The 18,821-nt window shown below is 36.5% G+C and carries 17 protein-coding genes and 1 other annotated feature; of the genes, 5 read left to right on the top strand and 12 right to left on the bottom strand.

From position 1 onward, the window contains the following. Nucleotides 1–69 precede the first annotated feature (69 nt). Together TS1_RS03790 and TS1_RS03785 are read left to right on the top strand one after the other, a co-directional pair. Nucleotides 70–342: a hypothetical protein gene (locus tag TS1_RS03790; RefSeq protein ID WP_068707998.1), complete on the top strand. Its 273-nt coding sequence runs from the start codon at nt 70–72 to the stop codon at nt 340–342. Between the two features lie 80 nt (nt 343–422). Continuing rightward, the gene (locus tag TS1_RS03785; protein ID WP_068707996.1) at nt 423–1,244 is read left to right on the top strand and encodes an NUDIX hydrolase; all 822 of its coding nucleotides are present in this window, start codon (nt 423–425) and stop codon (nt 1,242–1,244) included. A 184-nt stretch (nt 1,245–1,428) separates the two neighbouring features. Here TS1_RS03785 and TS1_RS03780 read toward each other — a convergent pair whose 3' ends face one another. The 5 genes from TS1_RS03780 to opp3b all read right to left on the bottom strand — a co-directional run bounded on the left by TS1_RS03780 (nt 1,429) and on the right by opp3b (nt 6,473). Next, complete coding sequence (locus TS1_RS03780) at nt 1,429–2,406, bottom strand: RNA-guided endonuclease TnpB family protein (protein WP_407701882.1); 978 nt, start codon at nt 2,404–2,406, stop codon at nt 1,429–1,431. 65 nt (nt 2,407–2,471) lie between these two features. Beyond that, the gene (locus TS1_RS03775) at nt 2,472–3,431 is read right to left on the bottom strand and encodes an ABC transporter ATP-binding protein (protein ID WP_068707992.1); all 960 of its coding nucleotides are present in this window, start codon (nt 3,429–3,431) and stop codon (nt 2,472–2,474) included. Further along, entirely contained in the window at nt 3,428–4,483 is a 1,056-nt protein-coding gene (locus TS1_RS03770; RefSeq protein ID WP_068707990.1) for an ABC transporter ATP-binding protein, read from the bottom strand. Before TS1_RS03770 ends, TS1_RS03775 begins: the two co-directional genes overlap by 4 nt. Nucleotides 4,484–4,488: 5 nt before the next feature. Further along, complete coding sequence (gene opp3C / locus TS1_RS03765; protein ID WP_068707988.1) at nt 4,489–5,532, bottom strand: oligopeptide ABC transporter permease; 1,044 nt, start codon at nt 5,530–5,532, stop codon at nt 4,489–4,491. Beyond that, entirely contained in the window at nt 5,532–6,473 is a 942-nt protein-coding gene (gene opp3b, locus TS1_RS03760) for an oligopeptide ABC transporter permease (RefSeq protein ID WP_068707986.1), read from the bottom strand. Before opp3b ends, opp3C begins: the two co-directional genes overlap by 1 nt. 88 nt (nt 6,474–6,561) lie before the next feature. On the opposite strand from opp3b, the gene TS1_RS03755 reads away from it, so the two are divergent. Next, complete coding sequence (locus TS1_RS03755) at nt 6,562–6,897, top strand: DUF3899 domain-containing protein (RefSeq protein ID WP_068707984.1); 336 nt, start codon at nt 6,562–6,564, stop codon at nt 6,895–6,897. Between the two features lie 74 nt (nt 6,898–6,971). Here the strand turns inward: TS1_RS03755 and TS1_RS03750 are convergent, their stop codons facing one another. The 7 genes from TS1_RS03750 to TS1_RS03720 all read right to left on the bottom strand — a co-directional run bounded on the left by TS1_RS03750 (nt 6,972) and on the right by TS1_RS03720 (nt 16,064). Continuing rightward, entirely contained in the window at nt 6,972–8,639 is a 1,668-nt protein-coding gene (locus TS1_RS03750) for a peptide ABC transporter substrate-binding protein (protein ID WP_068707982.1), read from the bottom strand. Nucleotides 8,640–8,851: 212 nt separating this feature from the next. Further along, nucleotides 8,852–10,486, bottom strand: coding sequence for a peptide ABC transporter substrate-binding protein (locus tag TS1_RS03745; RefSeq protein WP_068707980.1), 1,635 nt, complete (start codon nt 10,484–10,486; stop codon nt 8,852–8,854). Between the two features lie 28 nt (nt 10,487–10,514). After that, complete coding sequence (locus tag TS1_RS03740) at nt 10,515–11,222, bottom strand: gamma-glutamyl-gamma-aminobutyrate hydrolase family protein (protein WP_068707978.1); 708 nt, start codon at nt 11,220–11,222, stop codon at nt 10,515–10,517. Between the two features lie 222 nt (nt 11,223–11,444). Continuing rightward, on the bottom strand, nt 11,445–13,871 hold the full coding sequence (locus tag TS1_RS03735) for a DNA translocase FtsK (RefSeq protein ID WP_068707976.1): 2,427 nt from the start codon (nt 13,869–13,871) through the stop codon (nt 11,445–11,447). Nucleotides 13,872–13,953: 82 nt separating this feature from the next. Continuing rightward, entirely contained in the window at nt 13,954–14,757 is an 804-nt protein-coding gene (locus TS1_RS03730) for an amino acid ABC transporter substrate-binding protein (protein WP_068707974.1), read from the bottom strand. 16 nt (nt 14,758–14,773) lie between these two features. Beyond that, nucleotides 14,774–15,409 (bottom strand): amino acid ABC transporter ATP-binding protein, encoded by a 636-nt coding sequence (locus TS1_RS03725; RefSeq protein ID WP_068707972.1) that lies wholly within the window; start codon nt 15,407–15,409, stop codon nt 14,774–14,776. 13 nt (nt 15,410–15,422) lie between these two features. Beyond that, the gene (locus TS1_RS03720) at nt 15,423–16,064 is read right to left on the bottom strand and encodes an amino acid ABC transporter permease (RefSeq protein WP_068707970.1); all 642 of its coding nucleotides are present in this window, start codon (nt 16,062–16,064) and stop codon (nt 15,423–15,425) included. A gap of 147 nt (nt 16,065–16,211) precedes the next feature. Beyond that, nucleotides 16,212–16,444: a binding site (T-box leader), on the bottom strand. Nucleotides 16,445–16,650: 206 nt separating this feature from the next. On the opposite strand from TS1_RS03720, the gene TS1_RS03715 reads away from it, so the two are divergent. Continuing rightward, a complete protein-coding gene (locus TS1_RS03715; protein WP_068707968.1) occupies nt 16,651–17,523 on the top strand; it encodes a helix-turn-helix domain-containing protein in 873 nt (290 codons plus the stop codon). A gap of 120 nt (nt 17,524–17,643) precedes the next feature. Continuing rightward, nucleotides 17,644–18,747 carry an ABC transporter ATP-binding protein gene (locus TS1_RS03710; protein ID WP_068707966.1) on the top strand — a complete coding sequence of 368 codons (1,104 nt, stop codon included), beginning with the start codon at nt 17,644–17,646 and terminating at the stop codon, nt 18,745–18,747. Nucleotides 18,748–18,821: the final 74 nt, after the last annotated feature.

Below are 18,821 nucleotides of genomic sequence, written 5' to 3'. Positions count from 1 at the left end.
AAAATTATTTTTTGAGATAAAAACAACTTTTGCTATAATAGATTTAGCTCAAATTTTTAAGGAGTCCTTATGACAAAAAAACAAAAACAATCCGCTACTATCTTTTTTATTCTTACTATTTTGCATACCTTATTTTGTAATTTCTATACGCAAATCTATGCCTTTATGAACATACAAGACTGGCTTACACCTTTTTTAATTGCTACTTTGCTTTTACGGCTGGCACTTTTGCTTGCTTTGTTTTGGACAGGCCTGCGTCAAGTACAAAAAAATAGAAAGCTGGCACTTTTTTATTTGCTATTATTTTTCTTTAACTTAGTCATGATTTTTGCTTTTTACTAGTTTCACCACAAATATGCTACAATGCTAAGAAAACCGATGCAAAACACTTTCTCTAGTGTTTTTCAAAGTGAGGGAAAGCTATGGAATTCTCTTCTAAAAAAGAAGAAAAAAATTATTATCAACATATCGCAAGTGAACAAGAATTTTTAGAGTGGTATAAAAGACAAGAACGGCCCACCTATCAAAAGCCTTCAGTGACGGTTGATATGGTCTTACTATGCTATAACAAAGATACAGATCAAATTAAAGTACTTCTCATACAACGGCGTAGTCATCCTTATCGTAACTCATGGGCTTTACCGGGAGGTTTTGTCAATCCGAACGAGTCGACTGGAGACAGCGTCCTCCGCGAAACAAAGGAAGAAACCGGTGTTGCAATATCAGCAAAAAATATTGAACAACTACATACTTTTAGTACCCCTGATCGCGACCCGCGCGGTTGGGTCATCACGGTCAGTTATCTAGCTTTTATCGGAGAAGCCATACTATCAGCTGGTGATGATGCAAATCAAGCACGCTGGTTTTCTTTGGAACGTAAAAAAGATCACCTTTATCTGATAGATGGCGATGTAAAAATTGTTCTTGACTTAAAAACACAAAAATCCTTAAGTGAAGACACGCTGGCTTTTGATCACAGTCAAATTATCGTTAAAGCATTTAACCGTATTGTAAATAAAATGGATCATGAACCGCAAGTACTGCAAGTCTTGGGAGACACTTTTACGATCACAGAAGCTCGCAAGGTTTTTGCTAAATTTTTAGGTGTAGATTACCACTCTATCGATCACTCGAATTTCAAGAAAAGTTTGATCGAATTCTTAGATGAAGTAGGTGAACGACCTTCTGGAGTAGGACGGCCATCAAAACTTTATCAACTAAAAGAAAACTTTTATGATAACTAAGCTTTCTATGTCCTGTTTAAAAAGACTACCTTTTGTTAATAAAGGTAGTCTTTTTACGGTTTTTTATAATTAGTGAACAGCATTTCCTAGAAACAAAAATCGAAAAAGATTTTTTATATCCCCTAGGCGATCCCTGGCGTTCCGTCCAGTTCTTAACACTCATAATGACTAATAACTGTTTTATTCAAACGTTCAATGGCGAGTTTTCTTTTGTTCTCACATTTTCTACTGCATCAACAAAGATAATTTTTTTACCATACCACTGTACTTTATATTGAAGTTTGCGCAAAAAATGATGCCAATCTGTTTCTGAAAAATTCATGTTCTCCATAAAAGTTGGTGTTTTTTCTAAATAAATATAATCGTAGTCTCTTACTAAGCGATAAGATACTTGGTTCATGTAATTCTTTTTTTGTTCATTTTTTGCCATATACAGTTTTTGTACTTTCACTTTTTGCTTTTGATAATTTTTTGCTTTTTCAAGTAAAACCTTACGATTTTTCGCTGCTTTTGCTCGGACTTTCAAGCGTTTCATCGCTTTATCCAGTTGCCATTGCAGCTTCTCCTGCCTAAAAGCAGGCAGATAATTAGTTGCAGGTATCTGAACTAAATGCTTTGGACAATAGGAAATAGCAATTGATTTCCCAGTTTTGGGTAAAGGAGTAACTTCTTCTAAGCAGAGAATAGAAACAAAAAATAGTTGATTATCTTTAGCAGAAATCGTCGCTGATTTAATTTCACCTAAAACCTCTCTATGCAGGTTTACGTTAATCAAAGTTTTTAATTTAGGTAATTTTAGCTGATTACCAACAAAATAAATTGTATGTTTCTGGTTATTTGTCGTATAAGTTTGCCAGCTGTTTTTCTTTGTTTTTAATTTAGGATAACCTGCTCTTTTACTAAAATAATTTTTAAAAGCACGGTCTAAATTACGTTGGGCGTTCGCTAAAGCTAGACTATCCGTCTTTTTTAAAAACGGATAGTCCAGTTTTAATTTAGCCGGAGATACGTCTGTCTTATACTCTCCTTCTTGCAAAGCTTTTTGCCGAGCAAGTAACAACTGGTTATAGGTAAAACGTACACAGCCGAAAGTCTGTATAAAATATTGTATTTGTTTTTCATCTGGGTAAATACGAAATTTATAACCTTTTAATACTTTCACTAGGTCCTCCTTTTTCATGAGGCCTTAAAAAATATTTGACTTTTCACCAGGAAAGCAAATCAAATTTAGATGGCTTGCTTTTCAGCCGCGGCCTTTTTATCTGCAAGTTTTTCTTGATACTTCGTTTTTTCCTCTTCAGTGGCATAAATATAATGTCCAGGCGCAATTTCTAGCATTTGTCGAAGTACATCTGGCTGATCCTGTTCACCTGTGTATTTGATTCTTTTTCTCGTTTGCTCGTATTCCGGATCTGGTAAAGGAATGGCCGAAAGTAAACTTTCTGTATAAGGATGAACGCCATAATTATAAATATCATCACTTGTGCCTACTTCTAATAACTTCCCATTGTGCATGACTCCAATATGGTCGCTAATATGTTTAACCATAGACAAATCATGTGCAATAAAGAGATAAGTCAAATTATGTTCTTTTTGCAAATCTTGTAATAAATTAACTACTTGGGCTTGAATCGATACGTCCAAAGCCGAAATCGGCTCATCACAGATGATAAATTTAGGGTCTACGGCTAAAGCACGTGCGACCCCGATTCTTTGACGTTGTCCACCAGAAAATTCATGAGGATAACGTGTCCCATGGTTAGGATTTAGCCCTACGGTTCTCAATAGTTCGTTTACTCGCTCATTACGTTCATTTTCTGTTTTTGCTAAACCATTAATGTCGATTCCCTCGGCAATAATATCGCGCACTTTCATCCGTCCATTTAAAGAGGCATATGGGTCTTGAAAAATCATCTGTACATCACGGCGAAAGACATTCATTTCCTTTTTACCATGTAATTTCATTACGTCTTTACCGTCAAATTCAATTGAACCATCTGTTGGTTTATTTAATCGGATGATGGTCCGACCTGTAGTAGACTTTCCGCTACCTGATTCACCAACCAAACCGAATGTCTCACCTTCATAAATGTGAAAAGTAATATCATCGACCGCTTTTACTTCATCTTTGCGACCTGTATTAAAGTACTGTTTTAAATTTTTTACATCTAATAAAACTTTCTTCATTTACTTTCCTCCATTTCTGGCTGCTTTTTCTTTTTAAATTCTTCCCAACGCAGCAAAATTTCTTTAGGAGGCTCTACTTTAGGTGCTTGTGGAGCTAGCAGCCAAGTAGCGGCTTTGTGTGTGCTAGAAATCTCAAAGAATGGCGGTTGTTTTTGTGTATCGATTTTCATAGCATATTCATTTCTAGGATAAAAAGCATCGCCGGTAGGTGGCTCTAATAAATCTGGCGGCGTTCCTGGAATAGCATACAACCGATCGCCTGTTCCTTCTAATGTAGGCATTGACCCCAAAAGTCCCCAAGTATAAGGATGCTGTGGATTATAAAAGATTTCTGCCGCCGTACCAATTTCTACAATTTTACCCGCATACATAACTGCCACACGGTCCGCGACATTTGCTACAACACCTAAATCGTGAGTAATAAAAATTGTCGAAGAGTTTACTTTTTGCTGGATGTCTTTTAGTAATTCTAAAATTTGCGCTTGGATTGTTACATCCAAAGCAGTCGTTGGTTCATCAGCAATTAAAATTTCTGGATAACAGATCAAAGCCACAGCAATGACAATCCGCTGACGTTGTCCGCCAGAAAACTGGTGAGGATAATTTTTCAATCTTTTTTTAGCATTCGGAATGCCTACAAGCTCTAATAGCTCTAAAGCTTTTTGTAAAGCATCTTTTTTAGATACTTTTGTATGTTTTAACAAGGACTCAGCCACTTGTTTGCCAATTTTCATGGTCGGGTCAAGAGAAGTCATCGGGTCTTGGAAGATCATTGAAATTTCTTTTCCACGAATTTTTTGCATTCGTTTTTCAGAGTTTTTTAGAATATCTTCTCCGTTAAATAAAATCTCGCCATTTTCTACTACCGCATTACTAGCTAGTAACCCCATAATACTTCTTGTTGTTACAGATTTTCCACTACCTGATTCGCCTACAATAGCTAGCGTTTCTCCTTCATATAAATCAAAGCTTACATCACGAATCGCTTGAACTTTTCCGGCAAAGGTAGTAAACGAAATTTCCAAATTTTTTACTTCTAAAACTTTTTTCATCAGGCTCACTCCTTCATCTTCGGATCAAACGCATCTCGTAATCCATCTGCTAATAAGTTAAATCCAATCATAATCACTGAAAGAACAACAGCAGGTATTGCCATTTGATAAGGCAAGAACAAGAAAGTTTTGTATCCATCGTTTAGCAACGTACCTAAAGATGCAGAAGGTGGTCTTAATCCTAGCCCAATAAAGCTTAGGAAGGCTTCAAAGAAAATCGCTTCTGGAATACTAAACATCATTTGTACAATAATGACGCTAGAAATATTAGGTAAAATATGTTTAAAAGCAATCTTCGTCCTACTTTCTCCTAAAGTTGTCGCTGCTAAAACAAATTCTTGGTCTTTTAGCTTTAGCGTCTGGGCTCTTACAATCCTAGCCATCGGTATCCAATTGGTAATAGCCATCGCAGCTACAATAGAAAAAATTCCCGGTTTAAATATAACAAGCATCAAAATCATCACAACTAAGTTAGGAATTCCAGATAAAACTTCTAAAATACGCTGCATGACATTATCCACTCTACCGCCTAACAAGCCAGAAATTAAACCATAAGTTACACCAAAAACGATGTCTAACGCCGCTGCAATAAAGGCAATCAATAAAGAGATTCTTACTCCCATAAATAGACGGCTCAGTAAATCGCGCCCTAGCCCATCTGTCCCTAAATAAAAATGAACATCGTCAGGTACATTAGCAGCTTCATATTTATCAACTAATTGCCCACCAACTTCAGATACCCCATTTAATCCGTTAATATCTACTCCTGGAATTTTAGGAGGTAAATTAATATAACTAACATTTTGTTCGGTCGGGTCATGTGGTGATACAAAAATAGTTACAACTGAAATTACAATGACAATCAAAAGAAAAATGGATGAAAAGACAGCTGCTTTATTCTTTTTCAGACGGCGCCATGAATCTTGTAAGAAATTCAACGAAGGAGCTGTAATTGCTTCTCGTTCGACTTTTGTACTTTTTTCTAAAGGCTCAAATTCAGAAGAAGGAATTTGTGCTAATTGGTCTTTTGTATAGTTATTATCTTCCATTATCCACGACTCCCTTCTGATATACGAATACGAGGGTCAACAATGCCATATAACACATCCACAATAAAGATAATTGACACTAACATCGTAGAATAAAGAATGGTTACTGCCATAATGGTTGGATAGTCGTTTGTCATAATTGATTTAACAAATTGTTCACCAATCCCAGGTATCGCAAAAATATTTTCAACAACTAAAGAACCCGTCATCAATCCAACTGCTAGAGGACCAAGCAAAGTTAAAATTGGAATTAAGCTGTTACGAAGCCCATGTTTAAAAGCTGTCTCCCAGCGACTGAGCCCTTTTGACTTAGCCAATTCTACTTGATCACTGTGCAAAACTTCTACCATCTCTGTTCGTATAAACCGAGCAGAGTCAGCTAGTGGCGACATTGCTAAAGCCAGTGTAGGTAAAAGTGTATAAGCAAAGCTTTCCCATTTAGCGATAGGTAGCACTTCTAATTTGATAGCAAAAACATATTGCAATAACACAGCAAATACAAAGTTAGGGATAGAGCGTCCTAAAATGGCAATCAAAGTACTCAAGGTATCTACCCAAGTATTTTGTTTCATTGCTGAAATTGTGCCTAGGATGATACCAAAAAATGTACCAAACCCAATGGCTTGTAAACCTAGCTGAACAGAAGGACCAATACGTCCGCCTAGTAGATTGGATACCGCTTGGTTTTTAAATTGGAAAGAAATACCAAAATCGCCCTTCATAATATTTATTAAGTAATTTCCATACTGTACGATTATTGGTTTATCCAATCCCATTTGCTTGTTTAGTAAAGCAATTTGTTCTGGACTTAATTTTTCAGCGTTCGTATATGGTGTCCCTGGCAGAAATTGCATCATGAAAAAAGTGATCGTTGCAATCAACCATAGGGTAATCGCCATAAAAAATACACGCTTTAACAGATATTTGATAAAATCATTCACGTTTTTTCCCCCTATTCTTTGACTTCTAAGCAATATTTTTATACATTAAACATATCTTTATTTTCATAATTTAAGAAAGGAAATATTCATGCGAATAAAAAAAAGTTCTTGGATCATCAGCCTAACAAGTCTGTTAGTCAGCTTTTTGCTTACAATCATCCAAAAAGATTTTTCCCTTACTGTTTTATCCGATAATTTATTTTTGTTTACTCTATTTTTTCTGATTATCGGCGGCTTTCTTTGGGTATTTTCTTCTGGTTTTTTTGATAATTTTCAACGCTCTTTCAAGAAAAGAAATAAAAAAACAAAAACAGAAGGCATGAAATTGTCAGAAGTCGGTCGTTCCAGCTTTCGTTTCTGGCTAGAACCTGCAGGAATACTATTTTTATTAAGCCTGCTAACGTTATTTTTGGCAAGCTTTTAATCAATAAAGACTGAGACACTGCCATTAGCAGTCTGTTGTCTCAGTCTATTTTTATCTTGAGATTGCCGTAAAAACTATTCTTCTATTGATGCCCACTTAAAGTCATACTGAACACCAGCTGGATGAACAACAACTCCTTTAACTCTGTCTGCTCTTAGATGAGCTTCGGCTTGTTGATACAATGGAATAACACCTTGTTCGTCCATAATAATATTTTCAGCTTTTACCAAGTTATCCCAACGTGCTTCTGGGTCGTTGGCATTTTCGTTTGCTGCTTCCTCCACTTGTTTATCGTACTCTTTGTTACTGTAATGACCTTCATTATTTGAAGCTCCGGTTTTGAACAAATCGATAAAAGCACTTGGGTCAGCATAATCAGCACCCCAACCAGTAATGACTAAATCAAAATCTCCGGAAGTTGAACGATCTAAACGGACTGAAAAAGGTACAGAACTTGATGTAATCTTCACACCGTCTAAAGTATCTTCAATTGCATCTTGCAAATATTCTTGTACTCGTTTAGCTCCGTCAGTATCATCGCCTAATACTTCAATGTCTAACGAATCGATATCTAACTCTTCTTTGGCTTTTTCCCAATATTTCTGAGCTTTTTTCTGATCGTATTCTAACTTACTGCCAGCGTCTTTTGTGAAATCATCATCTGTTTTTGGATTACTACTCATGTCACTTGGTACAAGGCCAGAAGGTGCAATTGAACCATCCGCCAAAATTGAATCTGACAAAGCATCTCGATCGATAGAATAAGAAATAGCTTTGCGCAAGTTTTCATTACGATATGGAGAATCTTTATCCTCTTGGTTTAATTGCAAATAAAAAGTAGAAGCCTTTGGCTGAGTAACATAATTCGGATCGTTAGCCATTTGCTGTGCTAGCTCTCCGCTTAGTGTGACATCATCTGCCTGTCCATCTTGGAATAAGTTCAAAGAAGTTGACGCTTCTTTTACAACGTTAACATTAATTTTATCTAAAGAAACGTTATCTGCATCCCAATAATCTTTATTTTTTTCAAAAGTCCAATCGGTATCTGAACCAGGGCCATCAAAATCAGCTAAAGTAAATGGTCCATTGTAAACCATATTATCGCTTGTCTTTGCATAGTCACTGCCATTTTCTTCTACAACGTCTTCATTTTGAGGGAAGAATGGAGGGAATGCCAATAAATAATCAAAGTATTCTGTTGCTTTGTTTAATTTGATTTCTAACTCATAATCATCTATTGCTTTAATACCTAGTTCGTCTAGATCCTTATCTCCATTATTAACTTCTGTTGCATTTTCAACTGGTTCAAAAATGTAAGCAAATTCTGATGCTGTTTCGGGATCTACTGTACGTTGCCAACCATACACATAATCATCCGCTGTTACTGGGTCCCCATTTGACCATTTGGCATCTTCACGTAGTTTTATCGTATAAGTTTTCCCATCTTCTGAAACATCTGCTTCTTCCGCTGCTCCTGCAGGCTGTGGTTTATTATCTTTATCTAAACGATAAATTCCTTCATAAACGTTATTTAAAGCAGTGAAACTAACTGTGTCTGTTGCTTGCGATAAATCCGCTGTTGGCATTTCTTGCCTTTCGATAAAAGTAAATTCGTTACCAGAAGTGCCAGAACCGCTTCCTGCAGCTTCACTGTCGCTTGAACTATTAGTTGAACCTGTAGTACAACCAGCAAGAGCGACGGTACATGCTACAAATAAACCAAAAACATATTTCTTTTTCACACCACTTGCTCCTTTTTTTATTGGGAATTTTCAGAATTATTATCTTTTTCTGAAGTTATATAAGATTGTAATTATTAATTATTAAAAAATCAAGAGAAAAATGGAAATAAAATGAGGAAGCCATAAGTAATTTTTAGAAAAGAGCGAATTATCAGCAATTTCACTAATAAAAAAACCCCAGATATTTAACTGGGGTCTGTAACATAAGCAAATTATTCTGTGACATAAGTGGTTCGATAAGAAACCGAACGTCCAAAAGGAAAAACTTGTAAACCTTCAAGTCGATCGGTTTTTAAGTAAGCGACGGCTCCTTGGTATAAAGGTAGTACAGCAGCATCTTCTTCTACTAGGAGTTTTTCCATTTCGCGCAATTTTTTCCAACGTGCATCAGGATCATTGGCCAATGTTGTACGAGCTTCTTCGAGACCTTTATCATAATCTGGATTATCATAACCTGAAGAATTTAATCCACTTTTAGAATCATAAAAATTCAAAAAGTCAATTGGATCTGCATAATCCGGTGTCCAAGTACCAAAAACTAAATCAAAATCTCCTTCTGTTTGTAAGTCTAGCCGATTTTGTAAAGGAACTGATTTTAATGTGATTGTTAACCCGGGGAGAGTTTCTTCTAATTGTCCTTGAATAAACTCAATCGTTTTTTTACTCATTGCTGCATCTGCCGAAAGTAACTCTAAAGTAATCTCATCTTTGCCAAGCTCTTTTTTTGCCTTTTCCCAAGACGCTTGGGCAGCCTTTTTGTTATAAGGTAAAAGATCGCCATTTTCTTCTCGGAAATCTTCTCCTGTGGAAGGGTTATCAGCAAAATCAGCTGCAACAAATCCATTCAATGGCGTAGAACCATCAGATAAAATATTCTGAGTAAAGTTTTTCTTGTCTATTGCCTGTAAAATGGCTTTTCTAACATGCACATTGCTAGTTACTTCCCGTTTCTGGTTAGGACTGATGTAGCCTACCATGGCTTTAGGTTCAAAATGTGCATGCTCATCATTTTGATATTGCTGAGCTTGTGTATCGGCTAATAAAGTATAGTCTAATTGATTATCATTAAACAGGTTCGTTCCGGTAGCCACTTCTTTGACCACTTGTACATTGATTGTTTCCATTTGTACATTATCTTGGTCCCAATATTCTGGGTTTTTTTCTAATGTCCAATTTTCATTATTTCCATCCCAGCCATTAATTACAAAGGGGCCATTACCAAGAAAGTTTTCTGTGCTGGTACCATATTGTTTGCCTTTGTCTTCGGCAAACTCTTTTTGTTTGGGCATAAAAGGAGTCCCTGTCAAAATTTCGGGTAAAAATGGTAAAGGGTCTTCTAGCTGTAGCTCCAAAGTGTTATCATCAATTGCTTTAGCCCCTAATTCATCTACCTCTTTATCACCTTCACGGATTGCTCGTCCGTTTTTAAAGATATCCATCCGATTACTACTGCTAGAAGCGGTCTCAGGGTCAACTACTGATTGAAAGGCGTAAACAAAATCTTCTGCTTTTACCGCCGTTCCATCGCTATAGTTCGTATCTTTTAATTTAAATGTGTAGGTTAAGCCGTCTTCGCTGACTTCTGGCTCTTCACTGGCCAAAGCTAACTCTGGTTTACCATCTTCATCATAACGATACAAACCTTCTGTTAGCTGACCAATCATATCAGAGCTGTTTACATCAGTATACTGAGCACTATCTAAGGTTGACAATTCACCTGAAAGTGAGACAGAAATTTCTTGTTGTACTGATCCACCGTTGGAACTCTCATCTGAGTTGTCGCCATTTTTAAAACAAGCTGTGAGCACGAATAACCCTGCAAATAATATAAAACCTAACTTTTTCATAAAATCTACTCCTTCTCATTTTTTAAGTTTATAGATTTTTTACTACATAATGAAATATTGTCATTTCATTAGGCTGAACTTCAAAAGCAAAATCAGGATGCCATTGAACGCCTAATAACCGTTGTCCCTTGTTTTCCACAGCCTCAATAACGCCATCTGGACAAAAAGCAGATTCAGTTAAGCTAGTGGAAACGCGATTTAAAGCTTGGTTATGAAAGGAGTTGACATTTGCCTTTGTTCCATAAATCTGTTGCAAAATACTGTAATCTTTGGTGAGTAACTCATGAGAAGGTTGCTCTTTAGGAATAGGAATTTGCATATGTAAAATCTTAGTAAATGACGATAAATCCTGTTTCAAATCCCCGCCAAAAAACACATTCATTAATTGCATTCCCCGACAAACAGCAAACACTGGTTTATTTTGAAGCAAAGCTTCATCTAAAAGCGCTAATTCAAAGCGATCACGAGCTTCAGAATAGCTACCTTGAACAGTTTTTATCTGCTTATAAAATTTAGGAGAGACATCTTGACCGCCGGCCAATATTAATTTATCGATTTGGGAGATATATTCTTTAGCTAAGTTCTCTTCACCAATGGGTAAAACAAGTGGCAGTCCACCAGCTTTTTGAACAGCTTTTACGTAACCTCCAGGCGTATAACTCACTGGCAAATGATGTAACGCTTCACCTGAGTCCAACACTTCATTTGCCGCAATGCCAATAATTGGGCGTTTCACGTTGCGTCCTCCTTCCTCTTTACTTGTTAAAATCATAGCGTCTTTGTTTACAGCTGTCAACAAATCAAGCTGTAAAAAACTATATCCAAAGAACTTCCATTTCTTAAAAAGAGGCTATGTCCCAGACCTAATCAAAAGCTTCTCTTTATTTTGATTTTAAAGTATAAACAAAAGAACCCGATGGTTTAATTAAACATCGGGTTCTTTTGTTTTAAAATTATTTTATTCTAGAGGTTCATCTTGATAAGAATCTTCTGCAGGTTCTTCAGTCTTGTCCACTAACACCTTCCGTGGTTTACTACCTTCTGAAGCGCCCACCACATGATTAGCTTCTAATTCATCAACTAATCGTGCTGCACGATTATAGCCGATTCTAAAGCGACGCTGTAATAAAGAAACACTAGCCGTTTGCATATCAATAACCAACTCTTTGGCTTGATCATAGAGTTCATCTTCTGATTCCTCTTTTTTGTCTTTAGCGACCTCTTCATCAGAAACCATCATTTTTTCTTCATAATTAGCTCCCTGTTGATCAGTCACAAATTTAACTACTTCTTCTACTTCTTGGTCAGAAATAAACGCTCCTTGCACACGTATACCTTTATTTTCACCCATTGGTAAAAATAACATATCGCCACGTCCTAGTAATTTTTCTGCACCGTTAGAGTCGATAATAGTGCGCGAATCTGTACCACTAGATACCGCAAAAGCAATTCGCGAGGGAACATTGGCTTTAATAATGCCAGTGATGACATCCACACTGGGACGTTGCGTAGCTAAAATCATATGGATTCCTGCAGCACGAGCCATTTGCGCTAAACGAGTAATCGCATCTTCTACTTCATTGCTAGCTACCATCATCAAATCAGCCAACTCATCGACAATCACAACAATGAACGGCATTGTTGGATATTTTTGCCCTTCCGTTTGATTCTTTTGTTTAATCATTTCATTATAACCTGTAATATTACGTACACCTGTCGCAGCAAATTTTTCATAACGTTCTTCCATTTCTTTCACGACTTTTTGTAATGCTTGTGCCGCTTTTCTTGGATTCGTTACAACGGGGGTTAAAAGATGCGGAATGCCATTATAGACATTTAATTCAACCATTTTGGGATCAACCATCATTAATTTGACCTCATGCGGTTTTGCCTGCATTAAAATGCTTGTAATAATCCCATTAATCGCGACAGACTTCCCGCTACCTGTCGAACCAGCAACAAGTAGATGGGGCATCTTAGTCAAATCAGCCGTCTGAATTTTGCCAGAAATATCTCTTCCTAGTGGGACTTCTAGGATATGATCCGGGTGAGCCGGTGTTTCATCAATCATCTCTTTAAAAGCTACGGTGCTAACTGTTTCATTAGGAACCTCAATCCCTATTAATGATTTTCCTGGAATCGGAGCTTCCATACGAATATCTTTAGCAGCAAGAGCTAGAGCTATATCGTCGGAAAGATTGACAATTTTACTAACTTTAACACCGATTGCGGGTTCAATTTCAAATTTAGTTACAGATGGACCTAAGCTAGCTTTAACAACTTTGGCATCTACCCCAAAACTTTTGAATGTTTTTTCCAAAATCGTAATATTTTTTTCGATCTTTTTATATTCTCCACTCTGATCGGTTGATTTCACCTCAGATAAAAGTGATGATGGCGGCAACTCATAATCCTCATCTTCGACTTCTTGTGAGATTTCAAACTCAAGCGGTTTGCCATCATCTGCAGTTTCTTCTGTTAAATTTACATCCGTAGCTTTGTCTTCTGCATTTTTATTTTTACCAGCAGTTTGGCTTTGCTGATAACTATCGATTGGAACAAAACTTAGTTGTTCTACTTCGCCACTGGCTTCTTCTTTTTGTTCTTGTGCTAATTTTTCTGCTTCAGACAACGGGCGTACTTGATTTTTTTCTTGTTCTTTTATTTGACGTAACGCAGCTTCACGTTCTTGTGCTTGCTTTTGTGCTTTCTGTTCTTTTTTTGCTTGTTTTTTAGCCTCTTTATCCGCTTGTTTTTGTGCTCTTTTCTCAGGATTACCTTCAATGAATTTTTGTAATTTCTCTTTTATTTTATGCAAAAACTCTAATAACTGCTGACTATCCATTGAACTTACAAAATAGCCTCCCCATACGATCAAAAGTACAGCAATAACATAACTACCGATTTTTGAAACCAAAAAGAAGGTCAATTGATAAAGCAATGCCCCTATCATTCCGCCACCAACATTGGCACTTACTTGTTGATTTTGAATATCTCCCAATAATATTTGCCAAGTCGTTGATAAAATCTGCGGATCAGTGGTCTGGACCCTACCAAATAATTGGGCATGGAAAAAAATTAACACGCCTAAATAAATAAAAAGCCCGCCAATCAGTTTTCTTCCGTAAGTTATTTTAGCTTCGTTATTTTTGATCATTACCCATAGGCCATAACCAGCTAATAAGATACAAAGAACGGGATAAGTATTTCCACCAATGATACGAAAACCATTAGCTATTAACGTTCCTAAAAAGCCTAATTGAAATAGTGCAAATACAGCAAATAAAATAAATAAAAAACCACAGGCTATTAACGTTAATTTTTCTTGCTGGCGCATTTGTTTTTTTGTCTTACGTTTTTTCGTGCGCTTTCTTTTTTGTGCCATTTCATCCCTCTTTTCATTCTCATCCATTATACAAAAAAAAAGAAGGGAACAAAAGTTTCTTCCCTACTTTCTTTAATTTTTCTCAATCAGGTGATACATCTTCCCCGAACCATTTTTCTGAAATCTTTGCAAATTCTCCGTTATCTTGTAGCTCTTGTAGTCCGTTATTAACTTCTTCTAACAATTCATCATCATCTTGTCTAACGCCTACCGCAAAGTTTTCATCTTCATAAGGTGTTTCAATTAGATTAAAGTCGTCCATCTTTTCATTTTGATTTAAATAATATTCAGCATAGACTCTGTCAATCAGAAGCCCATCAATTCGTCCACTTTCCAAGTCGATAAATGCCTCATTAAAACTATCATAAAGCGTGGCGTCCTTTCCTTCTACAATATCTTTTAATGCTTCTGGTTCTTGATTGAATGAATTATACCCAGAAGAGCCTTCTTGAGCTCCCAGTGTTTTCCCATCCATTTGGTCAATTGAATCAATATTACTATCCTTGGAAGTAACTAATAACTGGCTATTGCTCATGTAAGGGTCGGAAAAAGCAACCTTTTCTTCCCGTTCGGGTGTTTGACTATAACCATTCCAAATCAGTTCAATGGTTTCATTATTCAATTCTGTTTCTTTCATAGACCAATCAATCGGCTGAAATGCAACCTCGGTATCATTTAAAGCAAATACTGCTTCAGCTAACTCAATGTCAAAGCCGGTTAAATTCCCATCGTCGTCTCGAAAACCCATAGGTACAAAGGTATCATCCAAACCGACAACAACATCTGCATCTTCATTATTTCCAGCTCGCTCATTTTCTCCAGAAGAACATGCTCCCAATACAAAGACACTCGCCAAAACAAGCCCTAGTCCTTTTAATTTTTTCATCTCTTTTCCTCCCATATTAATTGATTTCTGAAACCTCTAATAAATTATCTGCAATATTTTCAGCAAAAGTCATATCATGTGTAACCACCAGTTGGGTAACGCCTTGTTGCTTTAGTCCCAAAATAATTCGTTCAACATGTTCACGTAAAGCAGGGTCCAATGCGCTGGTGGGTTCGTCATAAGCTAATACTTTAGGATCCATTGCCATCGCTCTAGCAATCGCTACCCGTTGCTTTTGCCCGCCTGATAACTGATAAGGATATTGTTGCAACAGCGATTCTATCCCTAATTGAGCCGCAATATCTTCTGCCTTTTTAGTATAGACGCCTTTTTCTTCTTGTAGAGCTAGTCTGGGAGCTAACACTATATTTTCAAAAACACTTAAGTGGGGAAATAATTCAAATTCTTGAAATACCACTCCTACCACTTGTTCTTGATTTTTTGAACTTACAGGATCAAACTTTTCTCCATCTAATAAAAAATCTCCACTATCGACTGTTTCTAATCCTGCCAAAGTTCGCAGCAAAGTTGTTTTCCCTCCTCCAGAGGGCCCCACAATAGCTAAAATTGAGCCATCTGGAATGGTTAGGTCTAACGAATTAATCACTTTTTTTGAACCGAAAGATTTACTGACATTTTTAAGTTCTAACATAGAATTTTTCCTCCTAACGATAATAATTCATACGTTTTTCTAACATACGAAGAATAAGAGTGAACACAGCAGTCATAAGTAGGTACAAAATTCCTACACCCAACAGAGGAACTAATGAAACGTCACGTTCCATCGCCACTTTTCCGATACGCATCACATCTTGTAAACCTAAAATATAAACGAGCGAGGTATCCTTTACCAAATTAATAATTTCGTTTCCTACAGAAGGTAAAGTAATTTTTACCACTTGCGGGATAATGATTTTTCGCAATGTTTGTCCATAAGTCAAACGTAATACTCGGGCTGCTTCATACTGCCCATTAGGGATCGATTGAATACCTCCACGAAAAATTTCTGCAAAATATGCTGCATAATTAAAGATAAAAGCAATCAACGCTGCTTCAAAACGATCAAAAACAATTCCCATAATAGGTAACCCATAAAAAACGAAGATTAACTGTAATAACAGCGGCGTACCACGCATTAACCAAACATAAACTTGAATGATTGACTTGAAAATTTTTGACCGACTACACAATACAAACGCTAGAATAATACCAATAGGAACCGATCCGATGATCGTTAAACCAAATAAACGGAAAGTTACTTCCATCCCTGTAAATAATTGCGGAAAAATAGAAATTAAATAGCTCATAAACATTCTCCTTTAAAATAAAAATAGCCTCTGGTTTTACCCAGAGGACGCAAAAATACGTGGTTCCACCTCACTTCATCTTTTCTTTACAGAAAAGACCTCAATAAGTTATTGAATGAAAATAAAAAAAGTCCCTTAGCCAAACGGCTAAAGGACGTCAATTACGCGGTTCCACCTTTATTTATTTATTCTTCGCAGAATAAAACTCAATAAGTTATCAAACAATAACTTTCGCTATAACGGGCTACCCGAACTTTTCTACTTTATCTTCAAAAAGCCGACTCCAAGATGTGTTTCACAATCATTTTATTATCTCTTTGCACCAACCAGAGACTCTCTTTAAATAAAACCAAAGCTACTCTTCTTTTCGATGTCGCTTATTTAAGTTGTCCTCTACTTTACGCGTTTACTATAAAGTTGTCAAGCGTTTTATTCAAAAAATCGTTTTAGCTAACTTATTATACCAATCAGTAAGCGAAATTTTTAGTCCTTACCATTAAAAGTCTGCGGGTTCTTTCCCTTTGGTAAAATAATCGTTTTTTGGTTACAATAATATAAACAATTCTTTTTGTAAGGCGGATTGAATATGAAAAAACAAAAACTGCAAGAAATTTACCCTACTTCCTCTATGCATGCATATCCAACCAATGATTCAAGTTATTTATCGATTGCAATGGAGCATGGTTTCTTATGGGTTCCTAAAAAAAGCTTATCTCATACCGAAAAACAATTACTACAAGCCATTCATACGTCAAACATAACTGACATTCCCATCTCAAATAAACAACATCCTTGGTATGCTAGTTTATTTTCTAGTCAGCCGCTTCCAAAAGATGAAGGTGCTTTTCGGCTCATCCAGATCGAATCACAAGCTTTGGAAGAAAGTACGCTGAGAGCTTTACAAGAGGAAATGAGCACGATTTTACCTCACGCAGTCGATTTATTTTTCCTTAGTAGAAATTATGCCATTATTGTCGAAGCTTTTAGCGAAGACGCTTTAGACTCCAAAGAATTAGAAGGTCTTTTTCTAGCTTTAGATAGTGATTTTAATAGTTATACGCGCCTTTTTAGCGGAGCTTTCCATTCCTTTAACAACGATTTTACCCGTCTTTTACATGAAGAAGAACAATTATTTCTTTATTTACTAGAACATAATACGCAAACTAAAGTTTTTGATACAGGAACAGCTGCTGTACCATTTTTTGCGTTTTATAATGTGTCTCAAAGTTACTTAATGCAGTCTCTTTTTGAAGAATGGATTGACTCAGAGCTAATACAAATAATATTAGCTCTTTGGAAGATGCAAGGGAATATTAGTTCAGCAGCCAAAGAATTATTCATGCATCGCAACACCTTACAATACAAAGTGGATAAATTTCAGCAGCAGACATTACTTAACTTAAAAAAAATGGATGATCTCTTTTTATGTTATTTACTTATTCAGACTTTCAATCAATAAAAACGCTTTTATAACATGCACAAAAAAGAAATGCTTTTTTGTGCATGTTGATATTGTGTCTATGAAAGAGTTTCCTTTAAAGTATACATAACAAATCAATTTGAAAGAAGGAATAATCTTATGGTTGAAATGTCGTTAAAAAACATAGGAAAAAAATATGATAATGCAGATCATTTTTCTGTATCCAATTTTAATTTAGAAGTTAAAGACCGGGAATTCATCGTCTTTGTCGGTCCATCTGGATGCGGAAAATCAACGACGCTACGAATGATTGCTGGCTTAGAAGATATTACAGAAGGCGAACTAAGAATCGGAGAACAGGTTATGAACGATGTCGCGCCCAAAGATCGAAAAATTGCAATGGTTTTTCAAAACTATGCGTTATACCCGCACATGACTGTCTTTGATAATATGGCTTTTGGTCTAAAACTACGTAAGTACAGTAAAAAGGAAATCAGACAGCGAGTAAAAAATGCAGCTGACATCTTAGGCCTCAATGATTTTTTAGATCGCAAACCTGCAGCTTTATCAGGTGGACAACGTCAACGGGTCGCTTTAGGACGGGCGATTGTTCGCGATGCAAAAGTCTTTTTAATGGATGAACCATTGTCTAACTTAGATGCTAAATTACGGGTCGCTATGAGAGCTGAGATTGCTAAGCTACATCGCCGCCTGAAAACAACCACTATCTATGTAACCCATGATCAAACAGAGGCTATGACGATGGCCGATCGAATTGTCATCATGAAAGATGGCCTTGTTCAACAAATCGGTACACCTTCAGAAGTTTATAATACACCAATAAACGTATTTGTGGCTGGCTTTATTGGCTCCCCAGCAATGAACTTCTTTGACGTCACCTTAAAAGATGGGATCATTACAAACAATTATGGCTTGCAGCTAAAAATTCCCGCAGGGCGAAACAAAACATTAGTAGAAAAAGGATACGATGGCAAGGAAATCACCTTTGGCATCCGTCCAGAAGACATTCATGGTGAACAGCTAGCTCTCGAAGCAACGCCAGAAACTAATGTTCATACTGAAGTCGTGGTATCTGAATTACTCGGTGCAGAAACCATGTTATATACTAAAATCGACGATACGGAGTTTGTGTCAAAAGTAGACGCACGTGATTTTCATGAGCCTGGTGAAATGATTGATTTGAGTTTTGATCTTAATAAAGCACATTTTTTTGACAAAGACACAGAAGAAGTGATCAAATAGCTTTGTGAAAATCCAGTACGTTCTCTCATAAACTAGCCTTAAACGATTTTACAGAACTTATTTGTTTATTTTGA

This window comes from Tetragenococcus solitarius NBRC 100494, assembly GCF_001544195.1.
Taxonomy (GTDB): domain Bacteria; phylum Bacillota; class Bacilli; order Lactobacillales; family Enterococcaceae; genus Tetragenococcus; species Tetragenococcus solitarius.
This window is presented reverse-complemented; position numbering and strand designations above follow the sequence as displayed.

Coding starts and splice junctions, on each gene's coding strand:
- TS1_RS03790 (WP_068707998.1), top strand. CDS start 70: ATGACAAAAAAACAAAAACAATCCGCTACTATCTTTTTTATTCTTACT.
- TS1_RS03785 (WP_068707996.1), top strand. CDS start 423: ATGGAATTCTCTTCTAAAAAAGAAGAAAAAAATTATTATCAACATATC.
- TS1_RS03775 (WP_068707992.1), bottom strand. CDS start 3,431: ATGAAGAAAGTTTTATTAGATGTAAAAAATTTAAAACAGTACTTTAAT.
- TS1_RS03770 (WP_068707990.1), bottom strand. CDS start 4,483: ATGAAAAAAGTTTTAGAAGTAAAAAATTTGGAAATTTCGTTTACTACC.
- opp3C (WP_068707988.1), bottom strand. CDS start 5,532: ATGGAAGATAATAACTATACAAAAGACCAATTAGCACAAATTCCTTCT.
- TS1_RS03755 (WP_068707984.1), top strand. CDS start 6,562: ATGCGAATAAAAAAAAGTTCTTGGATCATCAGCCTAACAAGTCTGTTA.
- TS1_RS03745 (WP_068707980.1), bottom strand. CDS start 10,486: ATGAAAAAGTTAGGTTTTATATTATTTGCAGGGTTATTCGTGCTCACA.
- TS1_RS03735 (WP_068707976.1), bottom strand. CDS start 13,871: ATGGCACAAAAAAGAAAGCGCACGAAAAAACGTAAGACAAAAAAACAA.
- TS1_RS03730 (WP_068707974.1), bottom strand. CDS start 14,757: ATGAAAAAATTAAAAGGACTAGGGCTTGTTTTGGCGAGTGTCTTTGTA.
- TS1_RS03725 (WP_068707972.1), bottom strand. CDS start 15,409: ATGTTAGAACTTAAAAATGTCAGTAAATCTTTCGGTTCAAAAAAAGTG.
- TS1_RS03720 (WP_068707970.1), bottom strand. CDS start 16,064: ATGAGCTATTTAATTTCTATTTTTCCGCAATTATTTACAGGGATGGAA.
- TS1_RS03715 (WP_068707968.1), top strand. CDS start 16,651: ATGAAAAAACAAAAACTGCAAGAAATTTACCCTACTTCCTCTATGCAT.
- TS1_RS03710 (WP_068707966.1), top strand. CDS start 17,644: ATGGTTGAAATGTCGTTAAAAAACATAGGAAAAAAATATGATAATGCA.